The sequence below is a fragment of the Paraeggerthella hongkongensis genome (assembly GCF_003726035.1).
GTDB classification, from domain to species: domain Bacteria; phylum Actinomycetota; class Coriobacteriia; order Coriobacteriales; family Eggerthellaceae; genus Paraeggerthella; species Paraeggerthella hongkongensis.
This window is the reverse complement of the sequence record NZ_QICD01000007.1, coordinates 60,662-77,808: the sequence shown is the minus strand read 5'-3', so window position 1 is coordinate 77,808 and position 17,147 is coordinate 60,662. Positions and strand designations below refer to the sequence as shown.

General features: G+C 59.2%; 15 protein-coding genes. 9 read left to right on the top strand and 6 right to left on the bottom strand.

Going from position 1 to position 17,147, the window contains the following annotated elements; genetic code table 11:
* The 5 genes from DMP08_RS05425 to DMP08_RS05405 are packed head-to-tail and all read right to left on the bottom strand — an operon-like array spanning nt 1 to nt 5,326.
* Nucleotides 1-1,032: a 3-deoxy-7-phosphoheptulonate synthase gene (locus DMP08_RS05425; RefSeq protein WP_123191939.1), complete on the bottom strand. Its 1,032-nt coding sequence runs from the start codon at nt 1,030-1,032 to the stop codon at nt 1-3.
* A 15-nt stretch (nt 1,033-1,047) separates the two neighbouring features.
* Nucleotides 1,048-2,223 (bottom strand): Gfo/Idh/MocA family protein, encoded by a 1,176-nt coding sequence (locus DMP08_RS05420; RefSeq protein WP_123191938.1) that lies wholly within the window; start codon nt 2,221-2,223, stop codon nt 1,048-1,050.
* Nucleotides 2,220-3,446: an ATP-grasp domain-containing protein gene (locus DMP08_RS05415; RefSeq protein ID WP_123191937.1), complete on the bottom strand. Its 1,227-nt coding sequence runs from the start codon at nt 3,444-3,446 to the stop codon at nt 2,220-2,222. The genes DMP08_RS05420 and DMP08_RS05415 overlap by 4 nt, the downstream gene beginning before the upstream one ends.
* Complete coding sequence (locus tag DMP08_RS05410; RefSeq protein ID WP_123191936.1) at nt 3,439-4,563, bottom strand: DegT/DnrJ/EryC1/StrS family aminotransferase; 1,125 nt, start codon at nt 4,561-4,563, stop codon at nt 3,439-3,441. The genes DMP08_RS05415 and DMP08_RS05410 overlap by 8 nt, the downstream gene beginning before the upstream one ends.
* Nucleotides 4,553-5,326 carry a dTMP kinase gene (locus DMP08_RS05405; RefSeq protein ID WP_211328391.1) on the bottom strand — a complete coding sequence of 258 codons (774 nt, stop codon included), beginning with the start codon at nt 5,324-5,326 and terminating at the stop codon, nt 4,553-4,555. The genes DMP08_RS05410 and DMP08_RS05405 overlap by 11 nt, the downstream gene beginning before the upstream one ends.
* A 300-nt stretch (nt 5,327-5,626) precedes the next feature.
* Here DMP08_RS05405 and DMP08_RS05400 point away from each other — a divergent pair, with 300 nt between their 5' ends.
* The gene (locus tag DMP08_RS05400; RefSeq protein ID WP_123191935.1) at nt 5,627-6,475 is read left to right on the top strand and encodes a ParB/RepB/Spo0J family partition protein; all 849 of its coding nucleotides are present in this window, start codon (nt 5,627-5,629) and stop codon (nt 6,473-6,475) included.
* Nucleotides 6,476-6,595: 120 nt separating this feature from the next.
* Complete coding sequence (locus tag DMP08_RS05395) at nt 6,596-7,663, top strand: endonuclease/exonuclease/phosphatase family protein (RefSeq protein ID WP_123191934.1); 1,068 nt, start codon at nt 6,596-6,598, stop codon at nt 7,661-7,663.
* Between the two features lie 361 nt (nt 7,664-8,024).
* Here DMP08_RS05395 and DMP08_RS05390 read toward each other — a convergent pair whose 3' ends face one another.
* Entirely contained in the window at nt 8,025-9,110 is a 1,086-nt protein-coding gene (locus tag DMP08_RS05390; protein ID WP_244596823.1) for an alcohol dehydrogenase, read from the bottom strand.
* A gap of 144 nt (nt 9,111-9,254) precedes the next feature.
* Here DMP08_RS05390 and DMP08_RS05385 point away from each other — a divergent pair, with 144 nt between their 5' ends.
* The 7 genes from DMP08_RS05385 to DMP08_RS05360 all read left to right on the top strand — a co-directional run bounded on the left by DMP08_RS05385 (nt 9,255) and on the right by DMP08_RS05360 (nt 16,810).
* Nucleotides 9,255-10,043, top strand: a complete 789-nt coding sequence (locus DMP08_RS05385) for a trimeric intracellular cation channel family protein (RefSeq protein ID WP_123191933.1) — start codon at nt 9,255-9,257, stop codon at nt 10,041-10,043.
* 206 nt (nt 10,044-10,249) lie between these two features.
* Nucleotides 10,250-10,999 (top strand): 23S rRNA (guanosine(2251)-2'-O)-methyltransferase RlmB, encoded by a 750-nt coding sequence (gene rlmB / locus DMP08_RS05380; RefSeq protein WP_123191962.1) that lies wholly within the window; start codon nt 10,250-10,252, stop codon nt 10,997-10,999.
* Nucleotides 11,000-11,018: 19 nt separating this feature from the next.
* Entirely contained in the window at nt 11,019-11,570 is a 552-nt protein-coding gene (locus tag DMP08_RS05375) for an NYN domain-containing protein (RefSeq protein WP_123191932.1), read from the top strand.
* Nucleotides 11,563-11,865, top strand: coding sequence for a hypothetical protein (locus DMP08_RS12525; protein WP_211328390.1), 303 nt, complete (start codon nt 11,563-11,565; stop codon nt 11,863-11,865). Before DMP08_RS05375 ends, DMP08_RS12525 begins: the two co-directional genes overlap by 8 nt.
* Entirely contained in the window at nt 11,862-12,647 is a 786-nt protein-coding gene (locus DMP08_RS05370; protein WP_244596822.1) for a tyrosine-protein phosphatase, read from the top strand. The genes DMP08_RS12525 and DMP08_RS05370 overlap by 4 nt, the downstream gene beginning before the upstream one ends.
* 108 nt (nt 12,648-12,755) lie before the next feature.
* Nucleotides 12,756-14,954, top strand: coding sequence for an efflux RND transporter permease subunit (locus tag DMP08_RS05365; protein WP_123191931.1), 2,199 nt, complete (start codon nt 12,756-12,758; stop codon nt 14,952-14,954).
* Nucleotides 14,951-16,810, top strand: a complete 1,860-nt coding sequence (locus DMP08_RS05360) for a hypothetical protein (protein WP_123191930.1) — start codon at nt 14,951-14,953, stop codon at nt 16,808-16,810. The genes DMP08_RS05365 and DMP08_RS05360 overlap by 4 nt, the downstream gene beginning before the upstream one ends.
* Nucleotides 16,811-17,147: the final 337 nt, after the last annotated feature.

The following is a 17,147-nucleotide window of genomic DNA, read 5'->3' as shown; positions in this document are numbered from 1 at the left end:
TCAGAGCTCATCTGCCAACTCTAGGATCAGACGTTCGGTTCCGCTCCAGCCAAGACAGGGGTCTGTTATTGACTTCCCATATACACTCCCACCGACCTTCTGGCTTCCTTCCTCTAAATAGCTCTCAACCATGAAGCCCTTTATCATGGTTGAGACTTCTTTCGACTCGGAGCAGCTGCGAAGAACATCGCGAACGATGCGCGGCTGTTCCACGTGCTTCTTATTCGAATTTGCGTGGTTGCAGTCGATGACCACCGACGGGTTCTTCAATCCCATCTTTGAATATTCCTCACATAGGAGGAGAAGGTCTTCATAGTGGTAGTTTGGTCGATTTCTGCCGTCAGATCTTTTGTAGCCACGCAAAATTGCATGCGCAAGAGGGTTCCCCGAAGTCACAACTTCCCAGTTTCGATAGATGAACATATGTCCTTGCTGCGCCGCATACACTGCATTAATCATGACGGAAATATCCCCTCCCGTAGGGTTTTTCATTCCCACTGGTATATCCAAACCGGATGCGGTCAATCTGTGCTCTTGGTTTTCCACAGAGCGCGCACCCACTGCGGCATAAGATAGTAGGTCCGATACGAACCTGTAGCTTGATGGATAAAGCATCTCATCCGCACCGAACAAGTTGGTTTCTTGAATCACTTTGAGATGTAGGCTTCGGATGGTTTTTAGGCCTTCTAACATGTCGGATCCGCTGCTGGGGTTTGGCTGATGCAACATACCTTTATAGCCAGCTCCTGTCGTTCGAGGCTTGCTGGTATAAATGCGGGGAATGATCAGCAGCTTGTCCTTCACTTTCTCCTGAAGCTCTGCAAGCTTTGCGCAGTATTCGAGAACGGCATCGCTCCTGTCGGCTGAGCAAGGCCCGATAACGAGCAGCTTTCTCGTAGCATCCACTCCTTGGAGAATTTGCCCGATCTCCCAATCTCTCTCCGCCTTTTTCTTCTCGTATCTCGAAGGAAGCGGCAGATCTTCCTTTACCTCTGCGGGAATCGGAAGACGGCGACGAAATTCCATAGTCATTATCGGCTGTGCTCCTTAAAGAAAGATTCGCTTATCTTCTTCAGCGGAAAGATAGGCAGCGTAAAGAACTTTGATGGTTTGGTAGGCCAAATCAAAACCTGACTTGGGTTCTGCGTCGTAATAAATGCATGCCATAAAGTCCTGCATTTCGTCGGTGTAGCCACGGAGTATTTCGTCTGCAAGAAACGGGTTATTCCAGCCCGTCTTTGCTGGGAGCATCTCAGATATGCTGACCCCGTCAAGGCAATCCTCATCAAGGAAATAAGTGCTCATGATGTTTGACATGGTGAGGGTGCAATTGATTGCCGCATCGTTGCAGTACAGCTCGAGAACGTTCTTCGAGCCGCCGAGCAAAGTATCGCAAGCAACGATATTGGCTTTTGATCCGTCAGAAAAGGAAAGTATGGCGGTTCCCAGATCTTCCACGTCACGAGGATGTGCTGAAATATGTCGGTGCTCGTAATCGCTTAAGCTGGGAGTTACGCGACCCATGTCAGCCAATACGCTTTCCACGCGAATGTCTTCCTCGCGCGCAAGCGCCTCTTGCTGCTTCAACCAAAGAATCGCAGACAGCGGATGAGTCCCGGTCCTTATGAATGTGCCACCGCCGGTTTTGCTCCATTCGCCCGCAACGTGCGAGCTTGATCCTTTGAGGCTCTCCTCGCCTTTTGCGTACAGGATCCTGCTTCCTTTCGCGCGTATGATTTCTGCCGCCTTCATGACGGCCGGAGCGTAGACGAAATTCTCTGCATACATGAATTTACATTCTGAGCTTTCTACAATCTCACGAAGCTTTTCCATACTTTCCAGAAGCCGTTCGTACATTATGCGCTTTGAAACCTTGTCTCCAATAGGCTCCTCATCGCCCTCTTGCCCGAAGTACCCAGCGAGTGGTTTCTCGCAAATGACGTGTTTCCCGGCCAAAAGAGCCTTTTCCGCCATTTCAAGATGCAGGTAAGGTGGCGTGCAAATATCGATTACGTCGATCTCCGGATCGTTGAGCATATCTTCGAAGCTCTTGGTCGATTGCTCGAACGACCAGCGATTCACGGCTTCATCAAGCTGATCTTGCCTACGAGCCATAACTGTCTTCAGTCGAACGGGAACACCGCTGAATCGACGAAGTCCTTCCATGTGCAATTCGCAAGCACGTCCTGCCCCCGCCATGCCTAGCGTTACAGACTTCGTCACAGCAACTCCTCTACTTCGACTTTTACGTTGCGGTATTGATCAACCATTACTGAGTCCATCGTTTCTCTATCGGGAAAGGAAAAGAAAAGGAAACCCATGGGGTCTGATTTATGGTTCCTTATTTCATAGCCAAAATCTTGAAGCATACAGGTTTCAACAATGTACTGCCGAACACTATCAGCAACGTTTAAAGACTTGTAGATACCGTTCTTCTCAGCAATGAGGGCTCTATAGGCGAAGAACCCAGAGGGTTGGGCATGCAAGGGAAAGTCTCTGCATCCAAGTCCGCATCGCGCGCGCACCTCCCAGTAGTCCCAATTAAATCCCATAAGGCTTGAAGAAGGGATGCTGTATAGGTTTCCGAGTACGCGCCGCATGCATTCCATAATCCAAAAATCACCATCGGGGGTCATATGGTACTGCATTTCAAAAATGCCGTCAGTCAAGTGCAACGCCTCGGCCATTTTCTCAATTTCCGCAATAAGTCTGTCTTGCAGTGCTTCAATACCGTCAGCAGGAAAGGTGTCGATCTCTACGCGATAAGGGTTAATAAATGAGTATTCGTTATTGGAGCATGCTGCGACAACCTTCCGGTCAATCAGAAACGTGCAGATGGCGTGCTGGGTTCCCTCAATGTAAGGTTCGACAACAATGCTTTTTGTTCTGGATTTTTCAAAGGCTAATTCTACGGCAGGCCGAGCTTCTTGCCATCTGCATACTTTGGTGATGCCATTGCCAGCACTCAAATCAGGGGCTTTTACCATGAGCGGATATTCACCATGAAATTTTATCCACTCCAGTGCGGCTTGTGGGCTAATGAAAACTCTCGCCAACGGAGTTTTGATGCCGAGCTCGCGCGCGAAAGACTTGAACCTATCCTTATGATGCAGCACTTGAGCCACTTCGTAAGAATCATGTCCAGGAAGCTTCAGCCGCTCGGCAACATAAGCAGCGGTCAATACCCCAAAGTCATTGCAGCAAGAGCAAATCGCATCGATATTCAGACCCTTTGCCAGGGCAAGCGTTGCCTCTTCGTCGGAATAATCTTGACAGATGTATTCATCCGCGTACTTTTCCCCAATGAGGCCGGGGTTTTGCCCGATCGTAATCACATAGTAGCCCAGCGCTTTTAAGGCTTGAATCATGCGCATGTCGTTATGACTGGCGTTGAGAATCAGAGCCTTCTTCTGTGGTTTTGATTCGTGGTTTTCGAATTTAGCCATGCAAGCCTCTAACTATTTCGCAAATCTGATTCACTTTATCGGTTGATAGGTCCGCATATAATGGGAGGGTGATCACTTGTTGGGCAATACGCTTTGCAACGGGTGTATCCCTACTGTCGTAAGTCCCTCGATAGCAAGCATAATCGTTTATGATCGGGTAGAAGTATTTTCGCGCTCCAATCCGGTTCTCTTCAAGAGCGGCGAGCACTTCATCCCGATTTGCACCAAACAAGTTCGGATCGACAATAACCGGCATGTACGAATAGTTGTGTTCGATGTTGGCGGGAGGGATGCACAACGAGAGTCCCGGCACGGATGCAAGAAGGTCGAAGTACCTTTCTGCGGCTATCTTTCGCTTTCGAATCTCCCTGTCGACATAACGAAGGTTGCACAGACCCATAGCAGCAGAAAACTCATTCATTTTGGCGTTTCCGCCGATATATTCACAGGACTCCAGACCGGTAATGCCAAAATTTCTCCATTGCGAAAGCTTTTCTGCCAGAGTCTCGTCGGAGTAGGCCACGGCGCCACCTTCGATTGTATTGAAGACCTTTGTTGCGTGAAAGCTAAACATCGAAGCATCTCCAAAAGTGCCTACTGGAGCACCGTCCTTCTTTACGCCAAACGCATGCGCGGCGTCGTAAATTACCTTGAGATCGTATTTGGCAGCGACTGCTTGGATTTGCTTGTGATTGCAGACATTGCCATACACATGAACTGGCAAGATCGCACAGGTTTTTTCGGTAATATGGGATTCGATTTTTTCTGGGTCGAGAGTGTAGTCGGTTTCTCGAATATCGGAAAAAACAGGTTTAAGTCCTTTGCGCACGATGGCGTGGGAAGTCGATGCGAATGTGAACGGTGTAGTGATCACCTCGTTTCGTCCGTCTTTGCCAAGCTCCAGGGTTTCGAGAATGCACTCGAGGGCGGAGTGCCCGTTCACGAATAGAGACAATTGCTGGACACCCAGGTAGTTTTTGATCGCCTGCTCAAGTTCAGCGTGCTTTTTGCCGCAGTTTGTAAGGAAACGAGTATTCCAAAGCCCCCGAATTTCATTGCAGTATTCTTCGAATGGGGGCATGGATGACCTTGTTACAAGAATTTCTCTATCTACCATCTTGCTCCACTAGCCTCGCAATCTCTTCATGAATATCTCCCATCGTCCGCAGAGCGCCTTCGGGAGCACACTCGACCTTCTTCCAACCCAAGCGGTCCGCGCAGTAGTCGGCGGCTTCACGGCAGCGCTGCATATAAGAGGCGTCCGCCTCGTGCACGTCTTTGGCGGTGCCTTCGCGTGCGCAGCGGCCCTCGACGAGCCTTGTGCTCACGTCTGCGCCCATACTCAGGTAAACTACCAGGTCTGGTTTTGGTACCCCGATCAAGCGGTACTCGAAATCGAAGAGCCAGTCCAGATAGGTGTCCCAATCAGAACGCGGCAGCTTCGCGCATTGGTGCACGGCGTTGGAGGTGGTCCATCGATCGGCGAGCACAAGCCCGCCCGCTTCATAGAACGCCCCCCAGTTCTCCTTGTAGGAAGCGTAGCGGTCAACCGCGTAGAAAGCCGAAGCAGCGTACGCGTTGACGTCGTTTGGCTTCGAGCCAAACCTGCCCTCCAGGTACATTCGCACGAGGGCTGAAGAGTCGCTTTTGTAACAGGGGAAGGAGAGGGATCGCAGGTCGATGCCGTCTTTCAGCAAACGCTTTCGCAGAAGGCTCGCCTGGGTTTCTTTGCCGGAACCGTCCAGGCCCTCGATAACGACAAGACGGCCTTCTCGAGGCAGGAGGGCTTCCCCGACTGAAGATTCTTCGGTTCGCTTCGAACTCTCAAGATGACAGCCTAAGACCCTCGCTTGGTCGGCTTGCCGCTCGCTGACCTTCACGCCGGAGTTGCTCGACGCCAGGATACGCGCGGCCTCTTCGTTCGAAAGGGCGACCGGCGCCGCATCCGCTTCCGTGTCAACCTCATCCCCAACCTCCGCGCTCGTCCTTACATAACCGCCATTATCGATAAAAGGGGAGTGGTATGATGTACGGGGTCACGATGACCCCGTACGAAAGCCTAAAAGAAAAGCAATAAGAATATCCAATATTGAGAACTATATTTATTCATAATAAAAGAATTAATATACAAAAATAGTGAATAAAACGATAAAAATATGCAATAAGGAGATGTGCTAAACATGCCATACCAAACCAAAACGCTTCCTATCGACAGCATTGCTGCTCACCCTGAGAACGACTACACCATGGACGAGCGCGAGATGCAGGAGCTGGTAGCATCCATTCGATCCGAAGGCCTTGGCCAGTTGCCGCTCGTCCGCGTGCTGCCGGACGGAACCTACCAGATGGTTGCGGGGCACCGTCGCTTGGAAGCGTATCGTCGCCTGGCCGCCGACGATCCAGCCTACGCGTCCATCCCCGTGACCCTCATCGACGACTTGGACGACGCGCGCGCCCGCGTGTTGTTGAACGTGACCAACTTGGTTACGCGTCGGCTATCGCAAGAGGAGCGCGGCGCTCGCTATGCGGCAATCGGTAGGGAAGTGCCCGCGCTGCGCGCAACCGACCCCTCGCTCAAAGGAGTGCGCACAAACGACATCATCGCGCGCATCGTGACCGAAGAGACGGGGCAGTCGGTATCGCCCGCCACGGTCAAGCGCGCAATCGCCGCCGAGAAGCGCCTGCGCGAAACGCGCGAGGAGGCCGAGCTCCTCACGGGCGAGCTCGACGACAACTGGGTTGTGGAGGCGCAAGCCGGCACCGTCGATCCCGTCACCATGCGAGCCATATCGGAGCTTCCGCCCCAAAAGCAGCGCGACCTGTTCGCGGAGTACCAGCGTCAAGATATGTCGCTCGGCCAGCTGAAGGCGCACCTCAAGGCGTCGCGCCCGAAAACCGCCGAGGACGCGGCTCGTGCGCTGCGCGCGGCCATCCGCAGCGTGGAGGAGGCCCATCAGGCGGATCTTGCCGGCATTCCGCTGCAGCAAGGCCTCGTTCGCAAGCTGCAGAAGCTGGTCGAGCGCTTGTAGCGGTCGTGACTGCGCCGCCGCAAGCCGCTCAACCGGTCGCGTCGATCCTTCGCTATCGCCGTTCGCCAAAACGTGGTAGATTGGCCTTTTCGCATATGCTTGGCCGAAAGCGAGGGATCCATGGAACCGAACGAGGGCAAACACGCCGTCCGCAACGCGCAACCCAAGCGCTCCCTCGGGCGCACGATCGCAAGCGTCCTTTTATGGACGCTGACGGCATGTCTCGTCGTGCTCATGGCTTCGCGCTATGCGCCTTCCGTCCTCAGCAACGGGCGGCTCATTCCCGAGGTGGCCGCATTCGTTCCATGGCTTGCCATCCCAAGTGCGCTTGTGCTTCTTGCTGCGCTTCTGACCAGGAGAAAAGCGCTTTCTGCATTCACGGCGCTCTGCCTGGTCTGCCAGGTTTTCTGGCACGTAGGGTTCTTCCTGCCCGCTTCGCGCATAGCGCCGAAGGCGGTGGAGCCCGTTCCCGTTCAGACGTCTGCCGATACCGTCATGCGCATCATGACCCTCAACACCAAGAACGGCTTGGCCGATGCCGATCAGATCGTCTCGATCGTGCGCGACCAGCGCGTCGAGGTCCTTGCGCTCCAGGAAGTCAGCGCCTCGCTGATCGAGCGGCTTGCCGCGGCCGGCATCGACGAACTGCTTCCGTCTCACGTGTTCGGCGAGCCCGGCCCCTACGACAACGGCGGCGTGAACGTCCTCTACTCGCTTGCTCCCATGAGCGACGTCTCCTCGAGCATCCTTCCCGTCACGGGGTCCGCCGTCCCCGCCGCCACCATAAGCGCCGGTTCGCATGCGGTGCGTCTGGTCAGCACGCATCCCACGTCGCCCAAGTCGGGCACGCGGGGGTTCTGGAACGAGAGCCTGCGCAACTTGAGCTCGCTTCGCCAGTACGACGACGAATACCTGATCATGGGCGATTTCAACTCCACGTGGGACCATTCGCGCTATCGCAAGATGCTCGGCGACACGCTGGTAGACGCCTCGCAGCAAGCGGGGGAGGGCTTCCATATGACGTATCCGTCCGAACCGGATTACGCCATGCTGCCGGTGCCGCCCATGATCGAGATCGACCACATCGTCTATTCCAAGAACAGCGGCATGTCCGTTGGCTCCCTGCAGACCATCAACGTGAAGGGCACCGACCACCTGGCCTTGCTGGGCACGTGGACCGTGTCGTAGCCAAGCGCGCTCGCCTGTCTTTCGGTCGTGGAAGCCCTCGGCGTACCGGAAGCTGGTTTGCCATGGAGGCCGACCCATTCGCGGTACAAAATCACGGGTCTGCGCTGCTGGATCTGCTCATCGCCTGCATTCGTTTTGTGCGCTTGCATCAACGAGCCAGCTCACCGAGATGCAGCGGATTCGACAGTTGTCGAAAGCCCTTGCCCAAGAGCGCAGACCGGTGATTTTGTACCTAAGCACCGACTTCTCCGTGCTAGACCAGCATTGACACGGCTCGGGTGAAGGCGCAGCGAAAACGCCCCAGTGGCGAACCGCGACGTCGGGCTCGCGGTTGTCGTCATCATGATCGCCAAACCGCTCCCTACTCCTTGTAAGGAGTCAGCACCACCTTCAAACAGCCGTCTTCGTGAGCCTCGAACGCGCGGTACGCCTCAAGCGCCTCGTTCAGCGGGAAGCGCTTCGAGATCAAAATCCCGGTGTCCAACCGCCCCGCAGCGATCAGGTTCATTACACGGTCCAAGCAATGCGCGTCCACGCCGCCGGTCTTGAACACCAGGTTCTTGCCGTACATGCGGGGAAGGGGCAGCACCTGGTCCTCCTCGTACAGCGCCATGACCGAAACCACGGCGTTGGGCCTGGCCACGCGCCAAGCAAGCTCGAACGTTCCCGATGCGCCGGCGCACTCGATGACGGCGTCCGCGCCGCGCCCTTCGGTCAACGAGCGCACGGCCTGCTCGGGGTCCGTCGTTGCGTCGGCGGGGTCTATCGCCGCATCCGCCAGCCCGCGCTCCACGGCCAGCGCCCTGCGCTCGGCATCCACTTCCAGCGCGATCACCTGCGCCGCGCCGTACAATCGCGCGCACATCATGGCGCACAGCCCTACCGGCCCGGCCCCTATAACGGCTACGGTGTCGCCGGGCTCGATCTCGGCTATCTCGGCTCCGAAATAGCCCGTTGCCAAAATGTCTCCCAGAAACAGCGCGTCTTCGTCGGTCACGTTGTCGGGAATGGGTGTGCAGCCGTTGTCCGCGAACGGGACGCGCACGTATTCGGCCTGACAGCCGTCGATGCGACACCCCAGCTCCCAGCCGCCCCGTTCGCAATTGTTCACGTAGCCGCGCTTGCAGAAGAAGCACTCTCCGCAAAACGTCTCCACGTTCACGGCCACGCGGTCGCCGGGTTTCACGCGCGCGACGCTTGCGCCCACCGATTCCACCAGGCCCACGAACTCGTGCCCCAGCACGGTGCCGGGCACGGCCCGCGGCACTGCATGATGGAGTATGTGCAGGTCGCTCGTGCAAATGCTCGACCGCGTGACGCGCACCACGGCATCGGTGGCCGCTTCTACGCGCGGTCGGTCCCGATCGGCCAGCTGTATGTCCTCGCCGTCCCAAACGACGGCCTTCATGGTTTCAGAGGGGCGGTGGGGAAGGGGGCGATTCGGCATGAAGATTCTCCTCTGGCGTGGCGGCTGGTTTTTCGCTGCTTTCGGCTCCTCAGTATCGCACATGAGCCGCCGCTTTTCGATATCTCCCTCTAGCGCGTCGGCCCTCGTTGTGGTTTCATAGGCGCATCGACCGATAAGGGGCTTATGGACACCTCCTTCTTCCATCAGATGCTCTCCGACTCGCAGGTGCTTACCGTGCCGTGGAGCATCGATTACTTTTCCGTGGTCGTCGGCGTGCTGACGGGCGCGCTGTTCGCATGCGACCGCAAGCTCGACATCATCGGCACCGTGGTCTTGGGCTTGCTCACGGGCTACGGCGGCGGCATCATCCGCGACGTGCTCATGCAGGATCACGGCGTGTACTTCACCTCGCACCCCGACCTTATCGTTATCTGCATTGCCATCTGCGCGTTCGTATTCTACTTCCGCGGATTGTTCCGGCATTTGGATGCCACGGTGTTCTTCGCCGACGCACTGTCGGTGGGGCTGTTCGCGCTGGCCGGGGCCAGCAAGGCGTATGCGTGCGAGCAGGGCGTTGTGCTGTCGATCATCCTGGGCGCCATCACGGCTGTGGGCGGCGGCGCGGTGCGCGACATCTGCGTGGGGGAGACGCCCGGCATCTTCAAGCAGAGCAACTTCTACGCGGTGGCGGGTTTGGGCGGCTCGCTCGCTTTCGTCGCGCTGGCGTATGCGGGCGCTCCGTTGCCCATCGCGGGCGTTGCCTGCGTGTTCGCGGTCGTGTTTTTGCGCTATTGGAGCGTGTACTACGATTGGAAGACGCGCAGCGAAGCGGACCTTACGCCCCATGTTGCGCGCGGCGTCGGCAAGGTGAAGCGCGTGGTGTCGGGCGTGTTCCTGCACGGCGGCGACGCGACGGCGGCGCAAAAGCGCAGCCTGCGCCGCGTGCTGTGGCGTCGTCGCGACGACGAGTAACGGGCGCGAGGCCGCCGGCGTCGGGTGCGCGACCCGTATTCCGCCGTCTGCATCCTGTCTCCTGCATCCTGTGCCCTCCGCGTTCGCCCTGTGCGCTTTTCGTCCCCTCGTTTCCCGGCGCATGTGCGGCGTGGTACACTTTCGAGCGATCGAATTCTCCAGGATCGGCGCAGATGATCGCGCGATCCTCCACGAAAGGCAACCACATGGCTGACTACATAGAAGGCAAGCGCCCCATCATCGAGGCGCTGCGCACGGGCGTGCCCGTCAAGAGCATCCTCATGGCCGACAACGTCAAGCGCGACGGCCTTATCGAGGACATCTTGCGCAAGGCGAAGCGCGCCGGCGCAACGGTGGAGATGGTCCCGCGCAAGATCCTCGACGACAAGTCGGATCGCGGCAGCCATCAGGGCGTTATGGCCAAGACGAAGCCGTTCCCCTACGTGGGCATCGGCGACATCGTGGGCGCGGCCGAAGCTTCCGCGGCCAACAACGACGGCCGTGCGCTCGTGGTGATCCTGGACCATATCACCGATGCCGGCAACTTGGGCGCCATTTCGCGCAGCGCCGAAGCGGTGGGCGCGTGCGGCCTGGTCATCCCCAACAAGCGCAGCGCGCACGTGGAAGCTTCAACGTACAAGAGCTCGGCCGGCGCCATCGCGCACGTGCCCGTGGCGCAGGTGTCGAACCTGGTCCAAGCCATCAACCGCCTCAAGGAAGAGGGCTTTTGGGTGGCCGCCGCCACCGAGCATGCCCAGGACCTTATCTGGGATACCAACCTCAAGGGCAAGATCGCGCTGGTGATGGGCAACGAGCACGAGGGCGTTTCTCGCCTGGTGCTGGAGAACTGCGATCTGTTCGCGAAGCTGCCGCTCGAGGGCGAGGTTGCTTCCCTCAACGTGGCGCAGGCAGCTACCGCATGCATGTACGAGTGGCTTCGTCAGAACCGCGCTTGATTGCAGGCGATGCACCGCTATGGCACGGCAACGTAAAAAGCTCCTGATCGTGGACGGGTACAACGTGTTGCGTTCGGGCAGCCGGTACCGTCAGGTCACCGACCCGGACTACACGGACGACACGTTCAACGTCGCGCGCGAAACGCTCATTAACGACGTGATCAACTACGCGGGGCGCGACTGGCGCGCCATCATCGTGTTCGATGGCGCGCGCAACGCGTTTTCCACCGGCGAGGCGGAGACCATCGGCGGCGTGCGCATCATGTTCAGTCCGGCCGGCCAGTCGGCCGACAAGGTGATCGAGAAGCTGGCGCACGACGCGCGCGAACGTCAGGTGGAAACGCTCGTGGTCACAAGCGATGCCACCATCCAGGACACCGTTTTCGGCTTCGGCGTGGATCGTATGAGCGCCGACGGTTTCAGCCGCGAGGTGGGCATGCACTACGAAGACGCCCGCTTGGACGAAACGCCGAAGGTGGCGCAGAAGAACACCGTTGCGTCGCGCATCGATCCTGCCGTCTTGGCGAAACTCAAAGCCATGCGCGACGGGGAGGGCGGCGCTCATGGCTGATGGTGCGCGCGCCGACGGTTGCCGCCGCATCTATCATGTAGGGGACCCGGTGGAATTCGAGGGCTACGTGGACGACTTCGCCGAAGGGGTGTCTGCACTTGAATTCTCGCTCGACAACGGCGAGACCTGGACGGCGTATGCGACAACGGGAGCGGTGGCCGAGCGCGGTGTGAACTGGCGCTTCGTGTACACGCCCGAGCGTCCGGGCTGCTATCTGCTCAAAGCCCGCGCTCGGGACGCGCGCGGTCGATCGTCTTCGTTGGTGTCGGGATTCGCATTCGAGGTCCTGCCGTGACGGATGCCGCAAGCTCGAACGTCTTGGGTGCGGATTCCGTGCGCGACGTGCCCGAAGCCTACGGAGCTTCGCGCATTCGGGCGATAGGCGGCGGGCCGCTTGTGGGTGCGCGCCTGTTTCGCTCGTGCGATCTGTCCTCCATCGACGCTCGGGAAGCCGACGTTATCGTTGGGTTGCTGGGCGTTCGTTCCATATACGACATTCGCAACCAGAGCGAGGTTGCCGCGCGACCTGAGCCGTACCTGGTGGGCGCGAAAACCGTCGCGCTGGCTCCTTCGGCGGAAACCAGGCGCAAGGATGCGGGGAAACGCCTGGTTGCCGGCGTTATCGGCGCGTACGGCGCGCCCGAGGAGCGCATGGTGCGCAACTATCGGCGCTACGTGAGCGAATATCCGCTCATCGGCACGGCGCTGCGGTCGATTGCAGCGGAGGGCGTTCCCGCGCTGGTGCACTGCGTGAACGGAAAGGACCGCACCGGCGTGCTCTGCGCCGTGCTGCTGCGCGCGTCGGGGATTCATCCCGACGACGTCATGGCCGACTACCTTGCGACGAACCAGGTGAACGCCGTGTCCATGCGCGCGGAGGCCGCATCGCTCGGCGCGGGCATGACCGACGGGGAGCAGGCGATTCTCCAGTCGTTTCTCGAGGCGCGACCGGCGTATCTGGACGCGTTCTTTACGGAAGTGGACAACGCGTTCGGTTCGTTCGACCGCTACGTGAGGGAAGGGCTGCGACTTCGTTTTGACCAGGTTGAACGGCTGGCTGCCTTGCTTGTGCGGTAGCGTGTTGGAGCGCGAGCGCATCGTCGCGCGCTTGTTGGTTGTTTCCCTACCTGGTGTTGGGTATTATTCGAAGTACGAAACGGCATCAAGGCGAACGGGATTGCCCTCATGACACGCACGAATTGTACGGACCGCATCATAGACGGCGTGATCGCGCGCCGAAAAGCGGTTGTGGCGGCGTTCGTGACCGTCGCTATCGTGTGCGCGGCCATGATTCCGTTCGTCGGCGTCAACTACGATATGGTCGACTATCTGCCCGACGAAGCTCAGTCGACCACCGCCGTGGAAATCATGAACACGGAATTCACTCAGGCTGTTCCGAACGCGAACGTGCTGATACACGACGTGTCGGTGGCGCAGGCCCTCGAACTTAAGAGCAAGATCGCCGCTGTTGACGGCGTGGAGTCCGTCATGTGGCTCGACGACGTCATGGACGTGGCAACGCCGCTGGAAATGGCCGATCCGTCGCTGGTTGAAACGTACTACCGCAATGGCTCGGCCCTGTTCCAGGTGGCGGTTGCCGAAGGCTTCGAGGGTCGGGCCGTTCCCGCGTTGCGTGCGCTGGTGGACGAGGCGGGGCCGGGAAACGCGGTGTCGGGCGAGGCCTCCGATACCGCGCAGACCACGGCCAGTACGGGCGAGGAAACCGGAAAAGCCGCGCTGGTCCTGGTTCCCATCATCGTGCTGCTGCTGGTTCTTTCCACTCGGTCTTGGATCGAGCCGGTGCTGTTTCTTGCGGCCATCGGCGTGTCCATCATCATCAACATGGGCACGAACATCGTGTTCGGCCAGGTGTCGTTCATCACGTTTTCGGTGAGTCCTATCTTGCAGTTGGCGGTTTCGCTGGACTATGCCATTTTCCTGCTGCACGCTTTCGCGGCCGAGCGGGCTCTTCAGCCTACTCCCGAGCGTGCGATGGCGGTGGCCATGCGCACGTCGCTGTCCACGATCGCCGCAAGCGCCGTCACCACGCTTTTCGGGTTTGTGGCGTTGTCGTTCATGCAGTTCCAAATCGGCGCCGATCTGGGTATCAACCTGGTCAAGGGCATCGTGTTCAGCTTTTTCACGGTCATGGTGTTTCTGCCGGCTCTTACGCTTTCGCTGTACAGGCTTATCGACAAGACGGCGCACCGGCCTTTGCTGCCTTCGTTTCGCAATGTGGGACGCGTGCTGGCGAAGGTGCGCGTACCGGCGCTCGTGTTGGTGCTTGCGCTGGTGGCGCCGGCGTATCTGGGCCAGGCCCACACCGTGTTCACCTACCAGAACAGCGAGCCCGATCCGAATTTGCGCGCAGGAGCTGACACGCTCATGATCCAAGACGAGTTCGGCCAGCAGAACGCAGTGGTGGTGCTGGTCCCGCGCGGGGACGTCGCCGCCGAAGCGGCCCTCTCGGCCGACCTGGCGAAAGTCGACAACGTGGCCAGCGTCATCTCGTATGCGGCAACCGTGGGGGCGACCATCCCGCAGGGATTCGTGGGCGCGAGCGTGCTGGATCAGTTCTACTCGCAGAATTGGGCGCGCATCATCGCTTACACGGATACCGACGTGGAGAGCAGCGAAGCTTTTGCTACGGTGGAAGCCATTCAGCGCACGGCGGCTGCGCACTACGGCACGTACTACACGGCAGGGCAGTCGGCGAACCTGTACGATATGAAGAACATCGTGGCCGTCGACAACGTGGTGGTTGCTGCGGTGGCGTTCACGGCCATCCTGCTGGTGCTGTTGGTGACGTTCCGCTCGCTGCTGCTGCCGCTGGTGCTGCTGCTGACCATAGAGTCGGGCATCTGGATCAACCTGTCCATCCCGTACTTCACGGGCGATTCGGTGAACTTCATCGGGTACCTGGTCATCAACACGGTGCAGCTGGGCGCGACCATCGACTACGCCATCCTGTTGACCACGCATTACCTGACTCATCGCAAGAATCTTCCTGCGCGCAAGGCGGCGTATCGGGCCCTGGGCGAGACGTTCCCGTCGCTTCTGGTTTCGGCGGGCATTCTTGCCACGGCTGGGCTCGCGTTGGCGTTCTCGTCCACCATGTCGGCGGTTGCCAGCTTGGGCATGCTGCTCGCGCGTGGTGCGTTGCTTTCGTTTGCGTTGGTCACGTGTTTCTTGCCGGCATTGCTCGTGCTGCTTGACGGGCCCATTCGCCGGACCACCTGGCGTGCGAATTTCGCGCCCAAGACGCAAGAGGGCGCGGCAAGCGATGCGTCTGCGGCATCGGAAGCTTGCTGCTCGAACCCTTCGGTCGCGCTTGGAGGCGCTTTTGTTTCCGTGCTCCATAAAGATAAAGGAGACGAATCATGAGGAATCATCCCTGCATGCGCACGGGTCTTGCGGCCCTGCTGACCGTTGCTTTGTCGGTGGCGTGCGTGCCCGGCGCGCTCGCGCTTGCCCAGGGCGAATCGGCGAAAGAACTCGGGGCGAGCAACGCATCGGCGCAGCCGGCCTCCACCGCAACGTATCGAAAGTCCGAGGTGGTGTACGCGAACCTGGCGGCAAGCGGAAAGCCGGAAGCGGTGTACGTGGTCAATCGCTTCGATGTAACCGGTGCGGGATCGATCGCGGACTACGGCGATTACACGGCGGTGCAGAACCTGACCAATCGGACGGATCTGAAGCGCCAGGGCAACGCCACCGTGTTCGAGGCGGGCGAGGGCGCGTTCTTCTACCAGGGCGATGCGGCGCGGACGGCGTTGCCTTGGAGCGTGTCGCTCGAATACAAGCTGGACGGCAAAACCGTGTCGGCCGATCAGCTGGCTGGCGCGTCGGGGGCCTTGTCCATCCGGGTAGGCACTGCGCGAAACGATGCGGTCCCCCCGGCGTTTTACGACAGCTTCATGATGCAGATTACGTTTACGCTGCCGGGGGCTGCAGCATCCGACGTGACGGCCGAGGGGGCCACGGTGGCAAGCGCAGGCCAGGACACTACGGTGGCGTTCACCGTTCTGCCCGGCCATAATGGCAATTTCGAACTGAAGGCCCAGGTGAAGGATTTCCATATGGCGGGCGCGCAAATAGCCGCGCTGCCGTATTCCTCGGTTATCGAGATGCCGGACACGAGCGGTATGGCGGACGGCATGACCAGCTTGTCCGATGCCGTAAGCCAGCTTGCAGCCGGGGCGTCGTCGCTGGCTTCGGGCGCGAGTGCGCTGTCGAGCGGCGTTCAGGAGCTTTCGTCGGGCACGACGTCGTTTGGGCAAGGCTTGGCGCAGCTCGACTCGTCTTCGGGTGCGCTTGTGGGCGCCTCGAGCCAGATCAAGACCGCGTTCGATGCCATGTCTGCGGTGTTGTCGAAGATCGATCCTGCCCAGCTTGAGCAGTTGAAGCAGCTGCCGTATGCGATCGATCAGATAGCGGACGGGCTTGAGGCGGTTGCGCGGCAGACGCACGCGGTGCAGCAAGAGTACGCCCAAGCCATGACGGCGCTCGACGGGGCAATCGGGGGACTGTTGGCGAATGCTCCGACGCAAGACCAGATCGATTCGTTAAAGGAATACGTCAAGGACGATCCTTCCCAAGCTGAAACCGTGCAGAAGCTTCTGTCGGTGCGCGAAGCCGCTCAGGCGGTCAAAGCGGCGTACGTCGAGGGGAAGCCGGCGTTCGACGATGCCGACAATGCGCTGTCCGCCTCCGCGGCCGCGCTCGACCAGCAGGTGACTGCGCTGCGCGCCATCGGCAAGCTGCTGGAAGCGGCTGTGGCCGACGGGAGGATCGACCAGCTGGTGCAGGCGGTCGAAGGGTTGTCCCAGCTGTCTGCTTCGTACGGCCAGTTTCACGATGGCTTGGTGCAGTACACCTCCGGCGTGTCGGCTTTAGCTGCCAGCTATGGCAATCTCGAGTCCGGAACGTCGTCGCTTGCCGGTGGCGCAAGCCAGCTTTCGGGAGGCGCGGGCTCGTTGAGCGGTGGCCTGGGTCAGCTCAATGCGACTACGATCACGCTGCCGGAAACCATGCGCAAGCAGATCGAGGAGATGACCGCGGAATTCGATTTCCCCAAATTCGACCCGGTGTCGTTCGTGTCGTCTGACAACAAGAACGTTGCTGCCGTGCAGTTCGTGATGTCTACGGCGGCTATCGAGAAGCCCGAAGCGTCGCAAGAAGAGGAGTTGAAGGCCGAGCCGACGCTGTGGGATCGCTTTCTGGCGTTGTTCCAGGGATAGAGGGTTTGCGGGCAGGGCGAGGGGTGGTTTGCCATCTTGTCGGTCGGGCGGCGACGGTTCTTTTGCCGTCTCGCTCGGCTTCGGTTGCCCTGTATTCCCCTCGCGCGGGCACGAAATCCCCGGTCTGCGCTCCCCGGGCGACTCCGCCACCACGCCGCCCGCGACCCCCTGTTCCCTGGCCTGGTGTTTTCGTGCGAGCGCACGAAACGACGCCCTCCGTAGGGCGCTTCACGCAGCGCAGACCCGCCAGTTCGTGCCATCGCCTCCAAGCGCTGCGTCTTTCGTCGCCTCCGCCTCCCGCGGAGGCTTCCTCGATCAATCACCTCTGATGCCGAAG

Bases quoted from the DNA above. Each gene is read 5' to 3' on its own strand.
- DMP08_RS12525 (WP_211328390.1), top strand. From the start codon at position 11,563: ATGGCTGATGGTGCGCGCGCCGACGGTTGCCGCCGCATCTATCATGTA.
- DMP08_RS05410 (WP_123191936.1), bottom strand. From the start codon at position 4,563: ATGGTAGATAGAGAAATTCTTGTAACAAGGTCATCCATGCCCCCATTC.
- DMP08_RS05375 (WP_123191932.1), top strand. From the start codon at position 11,019: ATGGCACGGCAACGTAAAAAGCTCCTGATCGTGGACGGGTACAACGTG.
- DMP08_RS05385 (WP_123191933.1), top strand. From the start codon at position 9,255: ATGGACACCTCCTTCTTCCATCAGATGCTCTCCGACTCGCAGGTGCTT.
- DMP08_RS05360 (WP_123191930.1), top strand. From the start codon at position 14,951: ATGAGGAATCATCCCTGCATGCGCACGGGTCTTGCGGCCCTGCTGACC.
- rlmB (WP_123191962.1), top strand. From the start codon at position 10,250: ATGGCTGACTACATAGAAGGCAAGCGCCCCATCATCGAGGCGCTGCGC.
- DMP08_RS05415 (WP_123191937.1), bottom strand. From the start codon at position 3,446: ATGGCTAAATTCGAAAACCACGAATCAAAACCACAGAAGAAGGCTCTG.
- DMP08_RS05395 (WP_123191934.1), top strand. From the start codon at position 6,596: ATGGAACCGAACGAGGGCAAACACGCCGTCCGCAACGCGCAACCCAAG.
- DMP08_RS05390 (WP_244596823.1), bottom strand. From the start codon at position 9,110: ATGCCGAATCGCCCCCTTCCCCACCGCCCCTCTGAAACCATGAAGGCC.
- DMP08_RS05400 (WP_123191935.1), top strand. From the start codon at position 5,627: ATGCCATACCAAACCAAAACGCTTCCTATCGACAGCATTGCTGCTCAC.
- DMP08_RS05365 (WP_123191931.1), top strand. From the start codon at position 12,756: ATGACACGCACGAATTGTACGGACCGCATCATAGACGGCGTGATCGCG.
- DMP08_RS05425 (WP_123191939.1), bottom strand. From the start codon at position 1,032: ATGACTATGGAATTTCGTCGCCGTCTTCCGATTCCCGCAGAGGTAAAG.